Source organism: Chryseobacterium sp. StRB126 (assembly GCF_000829375.1).
Lineage (GTDB): Bacteria > Bacteroidota > Bacteroidia > Flavobacteriales > Weeksellaceae > Chryseobacterium.
On record NZ_AP014624.1, the window covers coordinates 2810243 to 2832767 of the forward strand.

General features: G+C 35.3%; 25 protein-coding genes. 22 read left to right on the forward strand and 3 right to left on the reverse strand.

Features of this window, described 5'->3' with window-relative positions:
- Positions 1-443 precede the first annotated feature (443 nt).
- Positions 444-1049 (forward strand): hypothetical protein, encoded by a 606-nt coding sequence (locus CHSO_RS25050; RefSeq protein ID WP_052480587.1) that lies wholly within the window; start codon positions 444-446, stop codon positions 1047-1049.
- Between the two features lie 59 nt (positions 1050-1108).
- Positions 1109-1876, forward strand: a complete 768-nt coding sequence (locus CHSO_RS12705; protein WP_045496430.1) for a hypothetical protein — start codon at positions 1109-1111, stop codon at positions 1874-1876.
- 112 nt (positions 1877-1988) lie between these two features.
- Here CHSO_RS12705 and CHSO_RS12710 read toward each other — a convergent pair whose 3' ends face one another.
- Positions 1989-2672, reverse strand: coding sequence for a hypothetical protein (locus CHSO_RS12710; protein WP_144428914.1), 684 nt, complete (start codon positions 2670-2672; stop codon positions 1989-1991).
- 384 nt (positions 2673-3056) lie between these two features.
- On the opposite strand from CHSO_RS12710, the gene CHSO_RS12720 reads away from it, so the two are divergent.
- On the forward strand, positions 3057-3425 hold the full coding sequence (locus CHSO_RS12720) for a hypothetical protein (protein ID WP_045496436.1): 369 nt from the start codon (positions 3057-3059) through the stop codon (positions 3423-3425).
- A 33-nt stretch (positions 3426-3458) separates the two neighbouring features.
- Here CHSO_RS12720 and CHSO_RS12725 read toward each other — a convergent pair whose 3' ends face one another.
- Positions 3459-4094: a hypothetical protein gene (locus CHSO_RS12725; protein WP_045496438.1), complete on the reverse strand. Its 636-nt coding sequence runs from the start codon at positions 4092-4094 to the stop codon at positions 3459-3461.
- Between the two features lie 153 nt (positions 4095-4247).
- Between CHSO_RS12725 and CHSO_RS12730 the strand changes: the two genes are divergently transcribed.
- The 3 genes from CHSO_RS12730 (at position 4248) to CHSO_RS12740 (ending at position 5642) form a co-directional block, all read left to right on the forward strand.
- Positions 4248-4820: a C40 family peptidase gene (locus CHSO_RS12730; protein WP_084220979.1), complete on the forward strand. Its 573-nt coding sequence runs from the start codon at positions 4248-4250 to the stop codon at positions 4818-4820.
- An 8-nt stretch (positions 4821-4828) separates the two neighbouring features.
- Entirely contained in the window at positions 4829-5155 is a 327-nt protein-coding gene (locus tag CHSO_RS12735) for a LytR/AlgR family response regulator transcription factor (protein WP_045496440.1), read from the forward strand.
- A 109-nt stretch (positions 5156-5264) separates the two neighbouring features.
- Positions 5265-5642 (forward strand): DUF2255 family protein, encoded by a 378-nt coding sequence (locus CHSO_RS12740; protein ID WP_045496442.1) that lies wholly within the window; start codon positions 5265-5267, stop codon positions 5640-5642.
- Between the two features lie 132 nt (positions 5643-5774).
- Here CHSO_RS12740 and CHSO_RS12745 read toward each other — a convergent pair whose 3' ends face one another.
- Positions 5775-6965: an MFS transporter gene (locus CHSO_RS12745; protein WP_052480588.1), complete on the reverse strand. Its 1191-nt coding sequence runs from the start codon at positions 6963-6965 to the stop codon at positions 5775-5777.
- An 87-nt stretch (positions 6966-7052) separates the two neighbouring features.
- Between CHSO_RS12745 and CHSO_RS12750 the strand changes: the two genes are divergently transcribed.
- From CHSO_RS12750 to hisIE, 16 genes are all read left to right on the forward strand, one after another.
- The gene (locus tag CHSO_RS12750) at positions 7053-7901 is read left to right on the forward strand and encodes an AraC family transcriptional regulator (RefSeq protein ID WP_045502483.1); all 849 of its coding nucleotides are present in this window, start codon (positions 7053-7055) and stop codon (positions 7899-7901) included.
- Positions 7902-8163: 262 nt separating this feature from the next.
- Positions 8164-9416, forward strand: a protein-coding gene (locus CHSO_RS12760; protein WP_144428915.1) for an IS3 family transposase whose coding sequence is annotated in 2 segments (ribosomal slippage) — positions 8164-8491 and positions 8491-9416 — 1254 coding nt in all. Because the reading frame shifts where the segments join, the coding sequence is not laid out codon by codon here.
- 207 nt (positions 9417-9623) lie between these two features.
- On the forward strand, positions 9624-10232 hold the full coding sequence (locus tag CHSO_RS12765; protein WP_045496444.1) for a methyltransferase family protein: 609 nt from the start codon (positions 9624-9626) through the stop codon (positions 10230-10232).
- 83 nt (positions 10233-10315) lie between these two features.
- Complete coding sequence (locus CHSO_RS12770) at positions 10316-11128, forward strand: 2,3,4,5-tetrahydropyridine-2,6-dicarboxylate N-succinyltransferase (RefSeq protein WP_045496445.1); 813 nt, start codon at positions 10316-10318, stop codon at positions 11126-11128.
- A 30-nt stretch (positions 11129-11158) separates the two neighbouring features.
- Positions 11159-12328, forward strand: a complete 1170-nt coding sequence (locus CHSO_RS12775) for a glycosyltransferase family 87 protein (RefSeq protein ID WP_084220980.1) — start codon at positions 11159-11161, stop codon at positions 12326-12328.
- 3 nt (positions 12329-12331) lie between these two features.
- Positions 12332-13261: a glycosyltransferase family 2 protein gene (locus CHSO_RS12780; RefSeq protein ID WP_045496447.1), complete on the forward strand. Its 930-nt coding sequence runs from the start codon at positions 12332-12334 to the stop codon at positions 13259-13261.
- Positions 13262-14038, forward strand: coding sequence for a polysaccharide deacetylase family protein (locus CHSO_RS12785; protein ID WP_045496448.1), 777 nt, complete (start codon positions 13262-13264; stop codon positions 14036-14038). It abuts the gene before it with no gap.
- Positions 14035-15132 carry a glycosyltransferase family 4 protein gene (locus CHSO_RS12790; RefSeq protein WP_045496449.1) on the forward strand — a complete coding sequence of 366 codons (1098 nt, stop codon included), beginning with the start codon at positions 14035-14037 and terminating at the stop codon, positions 15130-15132. The genes CHSO_RS12785 and CHSO_RS12790 overlap by 4 nt, the downstream gene beginning before the upstream one ends.
- Positions 15133-15381: 249 nt before the next feature.
- A complete protein-coding gene (gene hisG / locus CHSO_RS12795; RefSeq protein ID WP_045496452.1) occupies positions 15382-16239 on the forward strand; it encodes an ATP phosphoribosyltransferase in 858 nt (285 codons plus the stop codon).
- Positions 16240-16382: 143 nt separating this feature from the next.
- A complete protein-coding gene (gene hisD / locus CHSO_RS12800) occupies positions 16383-17660 on the forward strand; it encodes a histidinol dehydrogenase (RefSeq protein WP_045496453.1) in 1278 nt (425 codons plus the stop codon).
- Between the two features lies 1 nt (position 17661).
- Complete coding sequence (gene hisC / locus CHSO_RS12805) at positions 17662-18687, forward strand: histidinol-phosphate transaminase (RefSeq protein WP_045496455.1); 1026 nt, start codon at positions 17662-17664, stop codon at positions 18685-18687.
- Between the two features lie 2 nt (positions 18688-18689).
- Positions 18690-19784, forward strand: coding sequence for a bifunctional histidinol-phosphatase/imidazoleglycerol-phosphate dehydratase HisB (gene hisB, locus CHSO_RS12810; protein ID WP_045496458.1), 1095 nt, complete (start codon positions 18690-18692; stop codon positions 19782-19784).
- Position 19785: 1 nt separating this feature from the next.
- Entirely contained in the window at positions 19786-20367 is a 582-nt protein-coding gene (gene hisH, locus CHSO_RS12815; RefSeq protein ID WP_045502490.1) for an imidazole glycerol phosphate synthase subunit HisH, read from the forward strand.
- On the forward strand, positions 20367-21092 hold the full coding sequence (gene hisA / locus CHSO_RS12820) for a 1-(5-phosphoribosyl)-5-[(5-phosphoribosylamino)methylideneamino]imidazole-4-carboxamide isomerase (protein ID WP_045496461.1): 726 nt from the start codon (positions 20367-20369) through the stop codon (positions 21090-21092). The genes hisH and hisA overlap by 1 nt, the downstream gene beginning before the upstream one ends.
- On the forward strand, positions 21085-21837 hold the full coding sequence (gene hisF / locus CHSO_RS12825) for an imidazole glycerol phosphate synthase subunit HisF (protein WP_045496464.1): 753 nt from the start codon (positions 21085-21087) through the stop codon (positions 21835-21837). Before hisA ends, hisF begins: the two co-directional genes overlap by 8 nt.
- Entirely contained in the window at positions 21834-22421 is a 588-nt protein-coding gene (gene hisIE / locus CHSO_RS12830; protein WP_045496467.1) for a bifunctional phosphoribosyl-AMP cyclohydrolase/phosphoribosyl-ATP diphosphatase HisIE, read from the forward strand. Before hisF ends, hisIE begins: the two co-directional genes overlap by 4 nt.
- Positions 22422-22525: the final 104 nt, after the last annotated feature.

A 22525-nucleotide genomic window follows, 5' to 3' on the forward strand; every position in this document is an offset into this window, starting at 1 on the left:
GCCTCAAAATACATTTACATCCTTTTAAAATTGAGTAGGGTAGAGTGCTGTTCTTAATCAATAACTCTGTTAAAAATCTGGTAGAAGATTAACTTTCTTCGGGTCATCTATTATTGACTTTAAATCTTTCAGGATAAACCTTCTGAACGGGCCTCCGAAATAAGAATTAAATGACCATTTTAAATACAAAACGACCATTTTATAGAATAAGGAATGTCCTAATTTTGCAGGAAAGGTATGATAAGAGTAGATCTATTAAACCGCGATATTTCTTGGGAAGAATATATAATGAGATGATCATATCTAAGAAATTCAAGGATTTTATAATTACCTCAATCAGTTTTTTCAGAGTCGGGAGGTTAAAGAACACTACTTTGATTTACAAAAATTCCGCAATAATGTAAAATAAAAAATATAGTCACCAATATCTAAAATAATGAATCATGTTAAAAATTAATTGTTACAACTGTTGTGTTTTGGTTTTTCTTTTATGTTTTTATAGTAATACAAAAGCGCAAAAGAATGTAGAATACGTTCTTCCCACAACAGCTTTTAATAAAGAAGAAGCCTATAAAATGCTTGAAGAAGGAAATAGCAGCATCGAAGGTACCCTTTCATTCAAAAAAAGAGGCTATGTCAATTATCCGGGCTACTTGGCTAAAGTATTATTATATCCTGTAACCCCACATCTTGCTGAGTATATTGAGCTTAAAAAGAAATATAACAGCAGAAAGAAACAAGCGGCAATGACAAAAGAAGCCTCTATGGCCCGCATTGAAACAAAGACCATTGATGACAAAGGTCATTTTGTGTTCACTAATATAAAGCCTGGAAAATACTATGTTGTAAGTTTAGTGACCTGGGAAAAGGTAAGAAGCAATCGGGTTCAGTCAGGGCCGGTTACTTCCAACAAAAATATCCTTGGAATTCAGATGGGTGGTGGGTCTTTTTCAACAGAAACCCAGTATGAATCAAAAGCCTATGAAGAAGAGGTGGGTGAATACATTGAAGTGCAAAAAAATAATACTATTATCAATATTGCTAAATAATTGAACTGTTGAAATCCAGTTATTTTTCAGATAAAAACGAATCATTAAAAATCAAACTAATGAAAGCAATTATAATAATCCTCTTAAATCTGTATTTAGGTATTTTTAGCCTAAAAGCCCAAAATATCAATTTTCCGGATGAGAATTTTAAAGCCGCCCTGATTGCTCAGGGTATTGATACAAATGGAGATGGAAACATCCAGAAATCAGAAGCAGCCCATATTAAAAAGCTGCATATAAGGAATGCTGATATTTCTTCAGTGGTGGGTATTAAAAACTTTATCAACCTTGAAGATTTTGCCTTTCTTGATAACAAGCTCACTACTGTAGATCTTGAAGGGATGCGAAACCTCAAATATCTTTATGGAATTAACAATAAGATTACACAGCTCAAATTAAAAGGCTGTACAAATCTGGAAGTAATTTTTATGGATCAAAATGAATTATCTGCTGTAGACCTTTCCGGGTTAACAGAGTTAAAGGATATTAGAATCAATGTGAATAAGCTGAAATCCATAGATCTAAGTAAAAAGCCTAAATTAGAAAATGTACAGCTTTTCAGAAACCAGCTAACCACATTTAAAACCGATAATTCTTTTGATATTAAAGTGCTGGATCTTTCTAAGAATTTAATAACAGAAATAGATCTCAGACCTTATTCTAAACTTAAAGAAGCTGATCTTAACGGTAATCCTCTAAGAAAAATTAATGTGGAAGGGCTTAGCAAACTGGAAAAACTTTATTTGGAACCTCCAGTTTTTACATCATCTTTTATTAATCAATTGAATACCTCAGGACTTGTTAGTTTACAAGAGTATAAATGGTAAATTAATGTGGAAGATTGTGGAGTATATATCTAAAAAAAAAGACTGATCGCGATCAGTCTTTTTTATTATTTAATTTGTTTTCAAAGTGTTTTTATTTCACTTTGAATCTTTATTATAAACTTCTTGAACGGGCAATGTTGAGCAGGTATACAAGATGAGCATACATACTTCTCTTTACAGATTCTATTTTTATATCGCCGGTTGTTTGGTTAATAGTGGTTACCAGGTCCGTATTGCACTGCCCGTTAAAATTCCCGCTTCCTAAATAATTTACAGAATTAAGAGCTGGATAGGAAATTCTTGGATAATCTGGTGCTGTTTGGTTAGCAATAGCAGAAGTATTTGAAAAACCTTTATTATCAACATATCGGGCGGTCCATGAACCTAAGAACTGTCCGTTATTTGTATTAATACCTTGTACCACTATAACTTGTGTGTCTACAGGATTAGTAAATCCTGCACAGGAGGTATAATGATTTAAAGAAACCGTACAGGATGAAGCATTATCTCCAGGCTGAAAGCATTTTCCTTCATATACTGTGAATCTCTGTTCAGTGGAAGACATGGAAGTATTTAATAAAGCTTTGGGAGCAAAAATTTCTTCAGGAGAGATTAATGTTAGAACCCCTTGGGCATTAGCAGCAACGATTTTATTTTCAGGATTTGAAAGTTCTCTTACCCTTACCGATCCGTTAACGTCCAATGTGTTTGTAGGTGCTGTTGTATTAATTCCAACTTGTGCATTTGCAAAACTACACAAAGCAAATGCTGTCAAAAAAAAAGTCTTTGTTTTCATGGTATTTTTTAGATACGTTAAATTTTTCACTAAGGTAAGAAATATGCATTAATTAAGAATAAAAAACTAATTAAAATATATTATATCTAAATTTTTATTTTAATATATATTTATTAATGAAAATTTTAAATAAAAGCTTTTGAATATTAATTCAAAAATTAATGTTCCTTATTTTGTTTGAAAAATAATTGTATTTTAGCCAAAATATGTTGCTTTTTAACAAACATATCGTCTACTAATTAAAATTCAGATAATTTGAATAAAAAATTAGTAGATTTGCACGAAATAAAAAATAATAAATATTAAGCTCAATCTCTATAACAGGATATTTCTAATAGAATGTAAAGAGATAACAGGATTTTAGGTTATAAAACTACTGAAACTATGAAGAAACTTTTTTTACTTTTACTAACGGCATTTTTATTTATCGGTTGCAGCTCTGATGATGATACCATTTATGATTATGTAGGAACATGGTCTGGAACTTATGAAGGTGGTGATAAAGGAGTGTGGAATTTTGTGGTTGATAAGACAGGGAAGGTATCAGGAACCATGCATTCTGATGTTAGTAGTGAGAATTATAATATTTCCGGTAATGTAAGCACTAGCGGAGATCTGATAGGAACAGTTGGCCTTCCGTCAAAAGGAGAATTTAAAGGAAAACTTAATCTGGATAAAAAAGGAAATGGAAGCTGGTCTAATACTCTTCCAACTCCGGCACAATACGGAACCTGGAAAGGAGACAAGAAATAAAACAAAAACCTGCAGATTTGCAGGTTTTTTTATTTATACAAATCCCATGTGGGATATTCTATTACTTTCATTCCTCAGTACTATAAAATAAAGAACAATATTACTCTCCGAAAAATACTCTTTAAGAGATGTCTGATCTTGATTCAAAGACAAGTCTTCTTCAGTCTTTTCAACCGTATAATTTTCTGAATCCAGCTTTAAAGCAATTATTGTTGCTTTTTTTTTGGATTGATTGCCTTTTATATAAAGGGTATGATCCTGACGTTCAATTTCTGTTAATACATTTTTTATTTCACCAAACTGAAAGGTTGTAAGAAGTTTTTTTCCATCTTCGGTTTTTAAGCCGTTTTCAACCGTCCGTTTTCCCCGCCCGGAAATTATGTCCAAATCCTTTATTTCAGTCATCAGCTTGGCAAACCTCTGGTAGAGTAGGGTATCTCCCGTTTCTTTAAGGTAAATGTCCAGACTATTTCTGATGATCTTTCCTGTTTTGGAACAATGCCCGAATTCAGAGCTGTTTTGCCTTACCTTTTCATAAGACGGATCTTTTTTAAAAGCCTTTTTATTGAACCCGCTTTTCTTCCGAACCACATTTTTGCCATTCAGAGTGTAAAAAACAAGATCTCCCACGGAGCCTTTAATCTTGATGAGACTTTCATAGGTTGCCATATCGTCAAAATTGAATTCAAATATAGCAATAAATAACGGAATTCAAAATTTTAACATATATTTATCATATAGTTGTAGTATAGTTCTATTATAATTAAAATATAAAATGTATATTTGTACATCAATCGTTAATCAAGTAAAAATCAGACGAGTATGGGATCAGGATTATTTGAAAAAAAATTGAGTATAAAGCAGCTTTCTGTATTGCTGATTGCATCTGCTTTTGTAGTGTCCTGCGGATCTTCAAAGAATGTTTCTTCCAATAAGAAATCAGGATCCAAAACAGTGGCAAAATCTGAAAATCTAAGAAAACTGGATTCTAAGTTTGATGGAAGTGTATCAAGATCTATCAACGATATTTTGAAGGATGCAGAAAAATATCTGGGGACACCTTACCGGTTCGGGGGGAATACGTCTTCAGGTTTCGATTGTTCCGGATTTACCGTGAAAGTTTTTGAAGAAAATGCCTTTAATCTTCCAAGAAGATCTTCCGATCAGGCTGAAACAGGAAAAAATATTGATATCAGGGATGTGAAACCCGGTGATTTATTATTTTTTGCGACAGCGGGAGGAAGCAGAGTTTCCCATGTTGGGATTGTTCATGATATTGGCCCGGATGGTGAAGTAAAATTCATCCATGCATCCACATCAAAAGGCGTTGTTATTTCATCTCTGAACGAAAAATATTGGAACAAAGCTTATCTTCATGCCCAGAGGGTTTTATAACAATTTCCATGGAGAACAGAACGTTTGCTTTTATTAAAACAGACAAAAAACTGATAAAACTTTTCTTTAAGGATATCAATGTTATCAAAGGTCTGGGGAATTATGTAGAAGTACATACCATAGATCAGAACAGATACATTTATTACAGAACCCTTAAAGATCTGATAGAAAACCTGCCGGAAGAATTCATGCGGGTTCATAACTCTTATATCGTTAACTTAGTCAATATTGAATCTTTTGAAGATAATCATTTGTTATGCGGAAACTTAAAAATAACCGTTGCTAAAAGTTATAAAGACTGTCTTCTCGAAACCATCGGGAAAATGATGCTTTAAAAATCAATTCACATCCATCAATACACCATATACATCTGATTTTAACCGATTCGTATAAAAAAGTTTTTATTCAATTCTTCTTCCCCTAGTTTTACAGAAACTTTCAAAAATGAATAAAAACAAAGCACTAAACTACATCAGAACCCATAATCATATCGGAATAAAAGCCGGATCAGAAAGACCAGAATTTCTGGAAATCTGGATGGTGGTTGCTCAGAACAGAGTTTTTGCAAGATCATGGGGGTTAGCAGAAAAAAGCTGGTATAATACCTTTCTTGAATGTTCGGAAGGACAGATTAAATGTGGCAAAACAATATATAATATAAAGGCTGTAATCCCTGAAGACTTGAATCAACTAACGGACGACATCAACCAGACTTATCTTACAAAATATAATTCCGAACACAATCGTAAATATGCAATAGGAATCATTGAAGATCAACATGTTGAAAAAACAATGGAGTTTATTATTGGAGAAGTGGAATAAAGAAAAAAACTACATATTAATTCAATATTATAAAACCTGTTCCAACGGCTTTAGCCAAAACCTAATAAAAAAGCAACCCATTTAAAAAGGGTTGCTTTCCATTCAAAATATAATTTCTATATAATGTATTGATTAAATGTGCTCACAAACAGACACTGCAAGCTCTTTTTTATCATCATTTTCATCCTCTGCTGCGATGCTTTTGGGAAAGGAAAAGAAACTCAGAATAAATGTAGCTGTAAGAAGTAAGACACTTACAGAAAGAACATGCTGAACTCCATAATAAGAACTTACAATTCCTCCCAGAAATGCGCCTAATGAAATTCCAATATTAAAAGAGGATGTAAGCAAGCTGTTTACAAATTCCAGCGCATGATGAGGAATGTTTTGTGTAGTTCTGATATTTGATACCAAAAAACCACCTGTATGAATCATTCCCCAAAAAGATACAATAATGACCATAGGAATAAAAGCTCCCCCCAGTACATAAGCTAGAATTTGTACTGTAATTAATAATAGTAAAAACAGTCGTGTTGTTAGTTTTACATTTCGGTTTAAAGCGATTCCCATGAGCCAATTCCCAAGAGTTCCCATGCCTCCGAAAAGAAGCAGCATAATACTGATTTGAGCACCATCCATTCGGGTAATTTCTTCAAGATAAGCAGTAAGATACGTATAGCTGGAGAACATGGCTGCCAATGTCCCAATGGTAGAAATCAGGTTAATCCACAAAAGAGGGTTTTTCAATATGGTTAGCTGGTTTTGCTCAGATTTTTCTTTTTCTGCAGGGATAGAGGGAATGAAAAGCAACAGTCCCATAAATGCAATTAAACTGATGGCGCTGCTCAGAAAAAAGGAAGCTTTCCAATCACGAAAAAGATCAGCCGCATAGGTCGTCATCGGAATACCGAGAACAGTAGCAAGGCTCAGTCCCAGCATTACAGTGGATACTCCTTTTGCTCCCTTTTCTTTGAACGCGATGGCGATGGAAATATTCCAGAAAAGCGGATGCAATATTGCCGGCAATATACGCGCTATCATGAGCATGGTAAAGTTCGTTGAGAAAGCAGATATAAGATTGGAAAGTACAAATATGCTAATCACAAGACATAAAAGAAACTTCCGGTTTATTTTGGAGGTAAAAGAAGTGATAAAAGGAGAGGAAACAGCCACAGTAATGGCAAAAGCACTCAGTAGCCATCCTGCCATATCTATGGATACTCCGAATTGCCTGCTGATTGTAGGGAGAATCCCAACAACCCCAAATTCAGTAGTAATAATACCGAAGGCCCCGAGCGCCAGAACGTAGATTGATCTTTTCATTGATTGTAAAATTTTGATATAGCAAATTTGGACAGAAAAAATGTGAAAAATCAGTATATTTTAATGATAAATAAGTACATTTACCACATGAAAAGAGAGAATATAGATCAATTGGTGAAAGTGGAGTATCATGTAACCGAAAACTGCCCTTTAAAAGGCAATCAGTATTCTTTTTTTCAGATTATCTATGTTATTTCCGGAAAAGGATCTTTTACCATCAACAACAATATGGCTTCTTATAGCAAAGGCAGCCTGATATTACTAACCCCTGATGATAAACATCATTTGGATATTGAAGAAAAAACGGAACTCTTACTTGTAAAGTTCAGTGAACGTTATGTGAAAGATTACAAATGGAATAACATTAATTCAATAGGATGCTTATTGTATGGAGCTTCTTATCTTTCCGGCTGTATTTTGCAGAATAAGCCTGATGTGGTTCTGGTAGATTCTATTGTCACCTCACTGCTTCATGGTCTGAATCACCCGGATCTTTATCAGGAAGAATTAACACTGCATTATGTAAATGCATTAATTGTGATTGCAGCAAGGAATATATCCAAAATGCGTGTGGAGCATGCTGCATCCAATACAGATAAAAGAATAGTGGAGATTATTAATTATATTCAGGGAAATATCCATGATCCGGCACTTTTAAAAGTATCTGTAATCGCTCAGGAGTTTGGACTTTCAGAAACCTATCTTGGCAGTTATTTTAAAAATCAATGTGGAGAAACCATTACCCATTATATCCTGAATTATAAATTGAGGTTAATTGAACACAGGCTTCTTTTCAGTGATATGAGGATTAATGAAATTGTTACAGAATTTGGCTTTTCGGATGAAAGCCATCTGAATAAGTTCTTTAAAAAGCAGCATAATATGAGCCTTACTGAGTTTAAAAAAAGTAAATCTTATTCTAAATCAATAGTTTAGATAAAGTTTGTATTGTTTTTTAAATTAATTGATTACAATAGTTAAAATTCAATAGGAACGGGCTTTAGCCCGTTTACATAAAAATTGATATTCCATTGGCTTTAGCCGAAACCTAAAGAATGCTTGTTATCGTATAAAACCACCCATCAAAAATTCTTTGAATTATCGCTACCGGGGAATGTTCAGTTTTTCGATTGTGATATTCAATTTGTGTCTCGTCCTGAAAAAAGTTGACTATAAAATCATAAAAACAGTCACTCTTATGGATTCAAAAAAAATAGCATTCCCTGTACAGGAATACAGCGAGGCTTTCAAAAGACAGGTTGTCTCCGAATATGAACGGGGATTATTTACGAAATCACAATTACAGACACGATACAATATTCGTGGTAATTCATGTATTTCCAGCTGGTTAATAAAATATGGTAACTTTACTTACGAAACAAAACTAAGTAAAGGTAGACCCATGAAAGATCCACAGCAACAAAAGATTAAAGAACTTGAGGCAGCTTTGTTAAAAAAGGAAGAAGAGCTTAAGGTATTTAGGAAGTTTATAGAAATAGCAGAGCGTGAGCTAAAGATTGAGATTGTAAAAAAGTCTGGTTCCAATCAATCCAGGAAATAAGGCCGTATACGCATCTTTCACTGGAAGATATCTGCCGATTGTTTGGACACAGTAAACAAGCTTATTACAAAAGAAGAAAACAATCTGATTCTACAAATAATCAAGAAAGGATTATAGAATTGGTGTTATCAATTCGTAAAAAGATGCCTAAAATAGGGACTCGAAAACTTTACTTCTTACTTAAGGATGATTTTGAAAAAGAGAAACTTCATATAGGAAGAGATCGCTTGTTTAAGATTTTAAGATCAAATTATCTTTTAATCCCCAGAAGACACAGCTACTTTAAAACAACGAATTCCAGACATTGGATGAGGAAGTACCCCAATATTATCAAAGAAAAAGAGTTGGAATGTTCAGAGAAAGTCTGGGTTGCAGACATTACCTATCTGAAAACCAAAGAGAGGAATTATTATCTTCATTTGATTACCGATGCCTATTCAAAGAAAATTGTAGGACATGAATTGAGTGATAATTTACAGACAAGCTCTACGTTGAAAGCATTAAAACAGGCTATAAAGAATCGAGTCTACAAACATCCCCTAATTCATCATTCAGACAGAGGCCTGCAGTATTGTAGTAAAGAATACACTGAAATGCTGAAGAATAATGACATTCTCATCAGTATGACAGAGAACTCAGACCCTTATGAAAATGCTGTAGCCGAAAGAGTCAATGGTATTCTGAAATATGAATTTGGATTGATCGATACCTTTGAAGACTTTAAAAATCTCTCACAACAGCTTGATCAATCAATCTATTATTACAATAATTTAAGACCTCATTTTTCTTTGAATTATAATATTCCAAGCCAAGTGCACATGAAAAATAATGTGAAATTAAAAACCTATAAAAAACAAAATCAGAATAGGAAAATTCCTACTCTGATTTAAGTATATTTGAAATATTAAACTAGTCAACCTTTTTCAGGACTAGTCATTGAAATGAAATTTTCTGAAAAGTTCAGACGACCAGCTATAGACTTAATCGATCTCTTTTAAATTATTGAAGGCTGTAATGACCAATGTTTTGATAAAAAGAAACTATTGCAATAGCATTGCATGCAGCAATCTCGGAATTTTGCCATAAACAATATAACTATGACAGATTTTATAAGATTCTTCATCCCTATTTATTTCATTGTGTTTTTTGCAGTCTCCTTTCTTGGGATCAGCATTGCAGTAGCTAAAAAAACAGGAAAGAACCCGAATGTTTTACCAAAAGGTGAGTCTGCTTATGCGCTGGTTGGCTGGTATTTCAAACTTATCTTAGCTGTTTTATGTATTTATACCATACTTCCTTTACTTTTTCCGAATATAAAAGAGGAGTTTAATATCCATCTTTTGGATTCTGATCTGTTTCGCAGCACTGGAATTGGATTGATGCTGCTTGCTTTTATCTGGGTGGTCATGGCTCAGCTTCAAATGAAGGATTCATGGCGGATAGGTATAGATGAGCACATGAAAACAGAACTTATCACTACCGGATTATTTCAATATTCAAGAAACCCTATATTTTTAGGAATGACTTTGAGTCTTGCTGGTTTTTTCTTTGCTTTCCCCACTGTGATTGCTTTCTTTTTGCTAATAATTGGAAGTATTTTGATGCAGATTCAGATACGCCTTGAAGAAGAACATTTACTGAGACAGCATGGTTCGGTTTATCTTACGTATAAAAAGAGGGTTGGACGTATGCTAAGCCTTTATTAAAAGCATAAACTTAAAAACTGTTTTGCTGAACTTTTTTGTATCTTTGGCGGGTATAATTTTTCAAACTAATTTAAATAAGAAACATGTCGTTACAACAAACTATTGAAAACATTTGGGATAATAGAGATTTATTACAAAATGAAGACAGCCAGAAAGCGATCAGAGAGGTGATTTCTTTATTAGATTCCGGAGAACTTCGTGTAGCTGAGCCTACGGAAAACGGATGGCAGGTAAATGAATGGGTGAAGAAAGCAGTAGTAATGTATTTTCCGATCCAAAAAATGGAAACTATTGAAGTAGGTCCATTTGAATTCCATGACAAGATTCCTTTAAAGAAAAATTATGCGGAAAAAGGAGTAAGAGTGGTTCCTCATGCTATTGCCAGACAAGGCTCTTTCGTAGCTTCAGGAGTAATCATGATGCCATCTTACGTAAACATTGGGGCTTATGTAGATTCAGGAACAATGGTAGATACTTGGGCAACAGTAGGAAGCTGTGCACAGATCGGTAAAAACGTTCACCTGAGTGGTGGTGTTGGAATCGGTGGTGTATTAGAGCCATTACAGGCAGCTCCGGTAATTATTGAAGATGACTGTTTCATCGGTTCAAGATGTATCGTAGTAGAAGGAGTTCACGTAGAAAGAGAAGCTGTACTAGGGGCAAATGTTGTTTTAACAGCGTCTACAAAAATTATCGACGTAACAGGAAGCGAGCCTATCGAAATTAAAGGAAGAGTTCCTGCTCGTTCTGTAGTAATCCCCGGAAGCTATACAAAACAATATCCGGCAGGAGAATATCAGGTTCCTTGTGCACTGATCATTGGCCAGAGAAAAGAATCTACAGATAAAAAGACTTCTCTTAATGATGCATTGAGAGAAAATAACGTAGCTGTTTAAGATTAAGTTTTTAAACTAATACCACTTATTTTGAAAGAAAAATTTCTTAAAATACTATTAAACCCTAAATATATATTTGGGGTTTATATTATTGTAGCCATTGCTACTGCACTTTCCAAATTCTCAAGAGGATATCAGGCTATTAATAATTACTTGATTTTCAAGGGTGTTTTTTTCAATACTATTGATGAGAAAAACTTGTATTTAGCATACCCTGAACGTTATGGTGATACAAACCATTACGGTATCTTTTTCAGTTTACTTATTGCTCCTTTTGCGGTAATGCCGGACTGGTTGGGAATTGCTCTTTGGAATGTTGCCAATACAGCTGTTTTCCTGTATGCCATTCACAAACTTCCGTTTTCTGATGCTAAAAAAGCAATTTTTGCCTTACTATGTTTGCAGGAATTCATCACTGCTGCGGTGAGTTTGCAGTTCAATATAGCCTTGGTTGGGCTTTTAATGCTATCTGCCATTTTCATTTATGAAAGAAAAGAAGTACAGTCGGCTACAACCATTGTGGTCGGGATTTTTGTGAAAATTTACGGAATTGTAGGGCTGTCACAGTTTTTCTTCATCAAAAATAAGGTCAAATTTATTCTTTCAGGAATTGGTATTGCCATCCTGTGTTTAGTGATCCCAATGATCTATTCCAGCCCGCAGTTTGTGATTCAGAGTTATTCAGACTGGGCAACATCCCTGATTTCAAAGAACAATGATAACCAGGCATTAGGAAATATGCAGGATATCTCTCTGATGGGGTTTGTAAGAAGAATTTTGGGAGATGCCTCTATTTCGAATCTTACCTTTTTAGCTTTCGGAGTTCCTTTATTTGCGCTACCATATATCAGAATAAAGCAGTATAAAAACTATGCATTTCAGCTGATGATTCTGGCTTCTACATTACTTTTTTTGGTATTGTTCAGCTCAGGTTCAGAATCGCCAACATATATTATTGCGGTAGCAGGGGTAATGATCTGGTTTACCCTTCAAAAAGAAAGAACACCTTTCATTATTGGATTGTTGGTATTTGTAATCATTTTAACCTGTTTCTCACCATCAGATTTATTCCCGAAATTTATCAAACAAAATTATATCATTAAATATTCTTTGAAAGCCGTACCTTGTATCGTCGTTTGGTTGAGAGTTATTTACGAACTGATGACCAAGGACTTCGAAAAGGATTACACTTTAAATTAATGTATGAAGAAAATTTCTATTGTCATTCCTGCGCATAACGAAGAAGGTAATGTTGCCTTAGTTCATGAAAGAATAAAAGAAGTTTTTTCAGGGCTGAAGAATTATGAGTTTGAAATCATTTTTGTTAATGACGGAAGCAGAGATAATACACAACAGAAGTTAGAGGAACTATCCCAAAAGCATAAAGAAGTAAAATTTATTGAGTTTTCCAGAAACTTTGGACACCAGCCGGCTGTGAAAGCAGGAATGGATTTCGCAGATGGAAATGCTGTGATTTCAATGGATGGCGATCTTCAGCATCCGCCGGAGCTCATCCCTGAAATGCTTAAGAAATGGGAAGAAGGGTATGATATTGTGTATACAGTAAGAACCTATCCAAAGCAGATATCCTATTTTAAGAGAAAAACTTCAGATGTATTCTATAAGCTTTTATCCAGTCTTTCCGATGTGAATCTTACCAAAGGTGGTGGTTCTGATTTCAGATTGATGGATGCCAATGCTGTAGAGGCCATGAGAAGCTTTAAAGAAGATGATCTGTTCTTAAGAGGATTAACCAGCTGGATGGGGTATAAACAAATCGGGATCGATTTTACAGCAGGAGAAAGATTAGCAGGAGAGAGCAGCTATAACCTTAAAAAGATGCTTAAATTTGCTTTTACGGGCATTACAGCTTTTAGTGTAAAACCTCTTTATTTAGCAGCTTATCTGGGCTTTTTATTCTCTTTCTTTTCAGTAATTGGATACGCCGGATATGTCATCTATGCATTTGTTGTCCGCACTGAAATCTCAGGTTGGGCATCGTTAATTATGACCATTGTGTTCTTTGGAGGTATTCAACTGATTATCCTGGGAATTATTGGCATTTATTTAGGTAAGATCTTTAAACAGGTTAAGGAAAGACCTAATTATATTATAAAAAACAAAAATTTTTAAATGATTTTATTAAGTTTTGATATCGAGGAGTTCGACATGCCTTTGGAATATAAAGGCGAGATCTCTTTTGATAAACAAATCTCTATATCTCAGCACGGACTTGAAAATATTTTAAATATTCTTAAAAAACACGGAGTAAAAGCTACCTTTTTTTCTACTGTGGTCTTCGCAGAAAAAAGCAAACATCTTATTGAAAGATTATTAAATGAAGGGCACGAGTTGGCCTCTCATACATGGTTTCATTCAGAATTTGAAGATAAACATCTGAAAGAATCAAGAGAAAGACTGGAAGAATTATTCTCCACAAAAGTAACCGGTTTAAGAATGCCAAGAATGATGCCTGTAGATGAAAAAGAAGTGGAAGAAGCCGGATATTCATACAACTCTTCCATCAATCCTACATTTTTACCGGGAAGATACAATAACCTTAAAGTATCAAGAACTTACTTTAAAGAAGGAAATGTAATGCAGGTTCCTGCATCAGTATCTCCGAATTTCAGAATTCCTTTATTCTGGTTAAGCTTTCACAATTTCCCTTTAGCCATCTATAAAAAACTGGCTGCTGATGTGTTGAAAAAAGACAAGTATCTGAATATTTACTTCCACCCTTGGGAATTCTCATCCATTAAAGACGAAGCATTCAAACTGCCTGGCTTTACGGTGAAAAATTCCGGAAAAGAGATGGTGGAAAGATTTGATACCTTTGTAGGATGGCTTAAAGAAAAAGGTCATACCTTTGGTACCTTTCAGGAATTTCAAAAACAGATACACGCATGAAAATTGCTTTTGACGCAAAACGTTTTTTCCATAACACATCCGGGCTGGGCAATTATTCAAGAGATCTGGTAAGAATTCTTTCTCAATATGAACCGGACAATGAATATCTGCTGCTCAACAAAAACAAATCTGAGCGCGGAAAAGATATACTTGACCGTCCCAATGTAAAGTTTGTGGAAACTTCAAAAGGAAGTCTTTCACGTCAGCTTAAAATGGGAAAAGATGCTCAAAAACAGGGGGCTGATATCTTCCATGGCTTATCTGGTGAACTGCCTTTGAAATGGGATCAGAAACCCATTAAAAAGATTGTAACCATCCACGATCTGATCTTCGTAAGATATCCACAGTATTATTCTTTTTTTGATCGTAAAATACATCTTTGGAAGTTTAAAAAAGCCGCTAAAATGGCTGATAAAATCATTGCGATTTCAGAACAGACCAAAAGCGACATCATAGAGTTTCTAAAAGTTCCTGAAAGCAAAATTGAAGTCATTTATCAGGGCTGTCATCATGCGTTTAAAGAACAGCAGTCTCCGGAACAGATCCAGGCTGCCAAAGATAAATTCAAACTTCCCGAAAGGTTTATTCTGAATGTAGGAACCATCGAAGACCGTAAGAACCTTCTGAATCTGATAAAAGCTGTCAAAGATACCGGAATTCCGTTGGTAGTGATAGGAAGAAAGACCAAATACTATCAGAAAATAGAAAGTTTCCTGAAGAAAAACAAGATGGAAAAACAAGTGCTGTTTCTGGAAGGAGTTTCTATGGATGAATTGGCAGTAATCTATAAACTGGCCGATATTTTTGTGTATCCAAGCTTCTTTGAAGGCTTTGGAATCCCTGTTATAGAAGCGCTTTTCTCGAAAACGGTAGTGGTAACAAGCAACACGAGTTGTCTGCCGGAAGCAGGTGGAAAAGATTCAGTATACATTGATCCGAATAATGATCTTGATATCAGAGCCAAGATAAAATTTTTATGGGACAATGAATCCGAAAGAAAACGCCGTGAGGAAAAGGGTTTCGAGTTTGTTCAGAAGTTTAATGACGAACCCATTGCCAAGAATCTGATGAATCTTTATCAAAAAATTATCTGAAAAAACTTTGCATTTTAAAAATAAATCCTACATTTGCATCATAATTCAATACAATGAAACCAATATTTTTAGCATTACATCATTATTATCATCATCTCTGTTAGGCGGAATTGATTGATATTATGTTTATGCTAAGATCAAAAATAATTAAAAACCGTCTGAGTAAATAGACGGTTTTTTTGTTTCCTGAATTCTCTTCAGAAATTTCAACAGATCAGTTTTTATTTACTCAGATTCAAAAAAGACGAAATGAGTAAATTAAAAATTGCGATTCAAAAAAGTGGCCGGCTGTACGAAGAATCCCTGCAGCTTCTCAAAGACTGCGGAATCTTTGTCAACAACGGAAAAGATCAGCTTAAAGTTTCGGTAGATAACTTCCCGATGGAAATTATGTATCTGCGAAATTCAGACATTCCTCAATACCTTGAAGATGGAGTGGTGGATATTGCTATCGTGGGCGAAAATCTTTTAATTGAAAAACAAAAAAAGATTCAGATTGTTGAGAAACTGGGCTTTTCAAAATGCCGCGTATCCATCGCTGTTCCAAAAGAAATTGAAACCGATGATCTGTCTTACTTTCAAGGCAGAAAAATTGCCACTTCTTACCCCAATACCCTTAAAAATTTTTTAGAAAATAAAGGTATCACTTCAGATATTCACGTTATTTCCGGCTCCGTAGAAATTGCTCCCAATATCGGTCTGGCAGACGGAATCTGTGATATTGTAAGTTCCGGAAGTACCTTATTCAAAAATGGATTGAGAGAAACCGTGACTTTATTGAAATCAGAAGCCGTTCTGGCTCAGACTCCCCAATTATCACCTGAAAAAGCAGCCATTCTTGGTAAGTTTCTTTTCAGAATCCAAGCTGTTTTAAAAGCAAAAAACTCAAAATACATCCTGATGAATGTTCCCAATGATAAGATTCAAAAAGTGGCAGATGTCCTTCCCGTACTGAAGAGCCCTACAGTAATTCCATTGGCAGAAGAAGGCTGGAGCAGCATTCATTCTGTAATTGATGAAGAAAGATTCTGGGAAGTGATTGATGAACTGAAGGAAAACGGAGCCCAGGATATACTCATTATTCCGATTGATAAAATGGTAATCTAAAACATTGAAATAATGAACTGTTAAGAAAAGAAAACTAAAGTAAAATTAAGATAAGTTAAGTTTAAAAATACTGAACAAAATAATTCAATCTTAATGGTTCAAGAAATTAATAATTCTATTCACACTAAGAAAAAATAATACAGATGAAAATATATCGATATCCAACAAAAGACACATGGACAGAGCTGGTGCAACGCCCTGTTTTTGAACGGGAAGAAATCTCCGGACTGATTGTCGAAATATTTGCAGAAGTGGAATGCAATGGCGATAAAGCCTTAATAGGATTCAATAAAAAATTTGATAAAGCAGAAACCAAGAGTATTGCTGTTACTGAAGAAGAAATTAATAATGCAGAAAATGAGCTTGGCAATGATTTAAAGCAAGCCATTCAACAGGCGAAAGATAATATTTTTAAATTTCACGCTTCTCAAGATGCTGAAATTCAGAAAATTGAAACAATAAAAGGAGTTGTTTGCTGGAGAGAAAACAGAGCGATAGAAAAGGTGGGAATTTATATTCCGGGAGGCACAGCGCCTTTATTTTCAACAGTACTCATGCTTGCTGTACCTGCTAATATTGCAGGATGTGGGGAAATTATCCTTTGTACGCCACCAGACAAAAATGGAGCTGTTAATCCGGCGATTTTATATACAGCCAAGCTTTGTGGAGTTTCAAAAATCTTTAAAACGGGAGGTGCCCAAGCAATTGCAGCAATGACTCTAGGAACAGAGAGTATTCCCCAGGTATATAAAATTTTCGGTCCGGGAAATCAGTTTGTAGTTGCGGCTAAAGAATATGCTCAACGTTATGGAGTGGCTATTGATATGCCGGCGGGTCCAAGCGAAGTTCTCGTGATTGCTGATGAACAAGCGATTCCTGAATTCTGTGCTGCAGACTTGCTTTCACAGGCAGAACACGGTAGTGACAGTCAGGTGATTTTTCTTACGACGGATCTTAAAGTTTTTAATGAAACAATAAGTGCTGTGGAACAACAAATCAAAGACTTACCAAGAAATGAAATGGCCGGAAAATCTCTTGAAAATAGCTGCTTTATTTTATTGAACAGTCTTGAAGAAGCCGTTGAGTTCAGCAATTTATATGCTCCGGAACATCTTATTCTGGCGATGGATGAATTTGAAAAATATATTCCGATGATTCAGAATGCAGGTTCGGTATTCCTTGGAAATTACTCCTGCGAAAGTGCCGGTGATTATGCCAGCGGAACCAATCACACCCTTCCTACCAATGCGTATGCGAAGAATTACAGCGGTGTGTCTCTGGATAGTTTTGTAAAGAAAATCACCTTCCAGCATTTATCGAAAAAAGGTCTTCAGAGTTTAGGAAAAACAATAAAAGTAATGGCAGAGGCAGAAGGACTTCTGGCTCACAAAAATGCAGTATCAATAAGATTAAAACGATAATATGAACACAATCAGTATCAATACATTAGTAAGAGAAAATATTTTAAAATTAAAACCTTATATAAGTTTCAGAGATCATAATGAATTTAATGAGCCAGCCTATTTAGATGCCAATGAAAGCCCTTTTGGAGAATGGAACCGCTATCCGGATTCTACTCAGAAAAAACTTAAAAACAGCTTGGCTGAGCTTAGAAATCTTTCCTCTGGACAAATAGCTGTAGGAAACGGAAGTGACGAACTGATCGATTTAATCATTAAAATCTTCTGCGAGCCTAAAAAAGATGCTATCCTGATGATGAATCCTTCTTTCGCCATGTATGGTTTTTATGCCACCATCAACGAAAACAGGGTTTTGCAACTGGATCTGGATGAGAACTTTGAGATTGTAAAAGAAGACTTTTTAAATATGGTTAAAGAAGAATCTATAAAAGTTTTCTTTCTGTGTTCTCCTAACAATCCAACCGGAAACAGTACAGAAGATATCGAATTCTACCTTCAGAATTTTAACGGAATTGTAGTGGTAGACGAGGCTTATATTGAATTCTCGGGAAAAAAATCAAGCCTGGAACTGTTGGCTCAATATCCTAATCTGATTGTTCTTCAGACCTTTTCAAAAGCTTGGGGAATTGCAGGTGCCAGAGTAGGTGTTGCGTACGCTTCTGAAGAGATTATCCAGTTAATCAATACTGTGAAAGCACCTTACAATGTGAATGCATTAAGCCAGGAACTCATTTTGAAAGCGCTGGAAGATGAAAACAAGCTAAAGGATAATGTTCGTGATATCATTGCAGAACGCACATGGCTGCAGGATCAGTTTAAAGACATTAAATGTATTAGTAAAGTATTTCCAACGGATGCTAACTTCTTTTTAATCAAGCTAAACGATATTAACGAAGTATATACACAAATGCTGGAGCAGGAAATATTGACAAGCAGAAGAGATCCGGCAATTCCGGGATGCATCAGGATTAATGTGGGGAATCGCCAGGAGAATGAAAAACTAATTAATCTTTTAAAAAATAGATAGGGATGAAAAAAGTATTGTTTATTGATCGGGATGGCACCCTGATTATCGAACCACCTACTGATTTTCAGGTGGACTCACTGGAAAAGCTGGAGTTTTATCCGGGAGTTTTCCAAAACCTTTCAAAAATTGCCAATGAACTGGATTATGAATTGGTAATGGTGACCAATCAGGATGGGTTAGGAACAGACAGTTTCCCTTTTGAGGATTTTATTAAACCTCATGAAAAAATGCTCAAAGCTTTTGAAAGGGAAGGCATTATTTTCAGTGATATTTTGATTGATAAAAGCTTTGAAAGTGAAAATATACCCACCCGGAAACCGGGCACAGGAATGCTGGCAAAATATATTTATGGTGACTACGATTTGAAAAATTCCTATGTAATTGGTGATCGAAGTACGGATGTTCAACTTGCTAAAAACTTGGGATCTAAATCTATTTTTCTCAACCAAAACTTTAATGAAGAAGCGGAGCTGACAACAACACAATGGAATGAGATTTACCAGTTCCTAAAGACTGGAATGAGGAAGGCAAAAGTGCACAGAAAGACCAATGAAACGGAAATAGAAATTGAAGTCAACATCGATGGGAAAGGCCAGTCTGAAATATCAACAGGACTTCATTTCTTTGATCACATGTTGGATCAGATCGCCAGGCACGGAAATATGGATCTTACCATCAAAGTGAAGGGAGATCTTCAGGTAGATGAACACCACACAGTGGAAGATACGGGAATTGTGTTAGGTGAAGCTATTTTAAAAGCATTAGGAAAGAAAAAAGGAATTGAAAGATATGGTTTTTTGCTTCCAATGGATGATTGTCTCTCACAAGTGGCTATTGATTTCGGCGGCAGACCTTGGTTGGTTTGGGATGCTGAATTCAAAAGAGAAAAAATAGGAGATGTTCCTACAGAAATGTTCTTTCACTTCTTTAAATCATTTACCGATTCTTCAAAAACGAATTTAAATATTAAAGCAGAGGGAGAGAATGAACACCACAAGATAGAATCCATCTTTAAAGCTTTTGCAAAAGCAGTGAAAATGGCGGTCAATCAATCGGATGCCAACTATAATTTACCTTCAACCAAAGGAAGTTTATAATATGATTGCAATAATAAAATATAATGGAGGCAATGTGAGCTCCGTACAGAACGCTTTAAACAGGTTAAATATCAGCTCAATTATTACTGATGACCCTAAACTTATCCTGGAAGCAGATAAGGTTATTTTTCCCGGTGTGGGCGAAGCCTCCTCAACAATGAGACTCTTGAAGGAAAAAGGCTTGGATATCCTTATCCCAACGCTGAAACAGCCAGTTTTGGGCATATGTCTGGGTATGCAGCTGATGTGCAAAGGAAATGAAGAAGGAAATACAGAGGGTATGGGAATTTTCGATATCAATGTCAAAAGATTTCCGCCTTTGGAACTGGTTCCTCATATGGGATGGAATACAGTTTCAGAACAGGATTCTTCATTGTTTTCCAGAATTAAACCAGAAAATGATGTCTATTTTGTTCACAGTTATTACTGTGAATTGTCAGAATATACCACTTCGGTTTGTGATTATATTCTTCCGTTCAGTGCCTCTCTGCAGAAAGAAAACTTTTATGCGGTTCAGTTTCACCCGGAAAAATCGGGAAATGTGGGCAGTAAAATATTAAACAATTTTATAAACTTATCATGATGAAAATTATTCCGGCTATTGATATTATTGATGGAAAATGTGTGCGTTTATCCAAAGGAGATTACAGTACCAAGAAAATTTACAATGAAAATCCTGTAGAAGTGGCCAGAGAATTTGAAGATTTTGGTATCCGGTTTCTGCACCTGGTAGATCTGGATGGAGCAAAATCAAAGCATATCGTGAATCAGAAAGTATTGGAAGATATTGCGAAAGCAACTTCATTACATATCGATTTTGGGGGAGGGTTAAAAACTTCAGAGGATATTGAAACAGCCTTTAATTCCGGCGCCCAGCAGATTACGTTAGGAAGTATAGCAGTGCAGGACCCAAAATTCTGTCTTACTATCATTGAAAAATATGGTCCGGAAAAAATTATTCTGGGTGCAGATTGTGAGAACAGAAAGATTAAAACCTCCGGTTGGCAGGAAGAAAGCGATAAAGATACTATTGATTTTATTCTTGAATATCAGAAAAAGGGAATTCAAACCACGATATGCACGGATATTTCAAAGGATGGAATGCTGGAAGGCCCTTCTACAGACCTCTATATCGAAATTTTATCTAAAACTTCATTATTGCAGCTGGTGGCCAGTGGTGGTATTTCAGGGATTAAAGATGTTTATAAAATGAAAGATATAGGATGCTCAGGAACAATTATAGGAAAGGCTATTTATGAAGGGAAAATAAGCCTGCAACAACTTCAAAATTTTATTGAAAATGCTTAAAAAAAGAATTATTCCATGTCTGGATATTAAGGATGGAAATACGGTAAAGGGAATCAATTTTGAGGATCTGAAAAATGCTGGAGATCCTGTAGAATTAGCTAAAAAGTATGAATTGGAAGGTGCTGATGAGCTTGTTTTTCTTGATATTACGGCTACCATTGAAAACAGGAAAACCTTTGTGGAGCTGGTAAGAAAAATAGCTCAAGAGTTGAGCATTCCATTTACTGTTGGCGGCGGCATTGCCTCAGTAGAAGATGTCAGAAAGCTTTTAGAAGCAGGGGCAGATAAGATCAGTATCAATTCTTCTGCGGTAAAAGACCCAAAGCTCATTTCTGAGCTAGCCGGTGAATTCGGAAGTCAGTGTATTGTAGTTGCTATAGACACTAAAAAAGTTGGTTCAACCAATCTGGTTCATATTAAAGGCGGAAGAGAAGCCACAGAGCTTGAAACTATAGAATGGGCCAGAAGAGCAGAAGCTCTGGGTGCCGGTGAAATTCTTTTAACCTCTATGGATGGAGACGGAACCAAAAACGGGTTTGATCTTAGTATTACCAAACTGGTTTCAGAACGGGTAACAATCCCTGTGATTGCTTCCGGCGGTGCCGGATCTGCAGATGATTTTGTTAAAGTGTTCAATGAGACTAAGGCTATAGGAGCTTTGGCAGCCAGTATATTCCATTTTAACGAAATAGGAATTCAGGATTTAAAAAAACAGTTAAAAACTCAGAAAATAGAAGTACGATGAAAATTAATTTTAGTAAAGATAACGGGCTTGTTCCGGTAGTAATTCAGGATAACCGGACATTGCAGGTTCTGATGTTGGGTTATATGAATGAAGAAGCTTTTGAGAAAACACAAAAAGAAAAAATAGTAACATTCTTCAGCCGTTCCAAAAACAGACTCTGGACAAAAGGGGAAGAATCAGGTAATTTTTTAACCGTAAAAAGTATTGATATCGATTGTGACCAAGATACGATACTGATTAAGGTTATTCCTACCCATGTAGTATGTCATACTGGAAGTTTCAGTTGTTTTGGAGAAAAGGATACCAAAGGATTTTTATATGAGCTGGAAGAAAAGATATCTCAAAGGATTGACTGTAAAGCAAATGGCTCTTATACCTATTCACTGTATCAGAGAGGGATAAATAAAATGGCTCAAAAAGTAGGAGAGGAAGCTGTAGAATTGGTTATTGAAGCCAAGGATAATAACGATTTACTCTTTAAAAATGAAGCTGCTGATCTCTTGTACCATTTACTGATCCTGTTAAAAGCAAAAGGATTTTCGCTGGAAGAAATTGAAGAAGTTCTTCGAAGCAGGAATCAATGAAGCCTTTGAATTTTTTCAAAGGCTTTTTTTGTGGAGAAAATATAATACGACAAGTTCTGTCGCAGTACAGTAGTAGATTTGTAGAATCAACGAAGGATCATAGA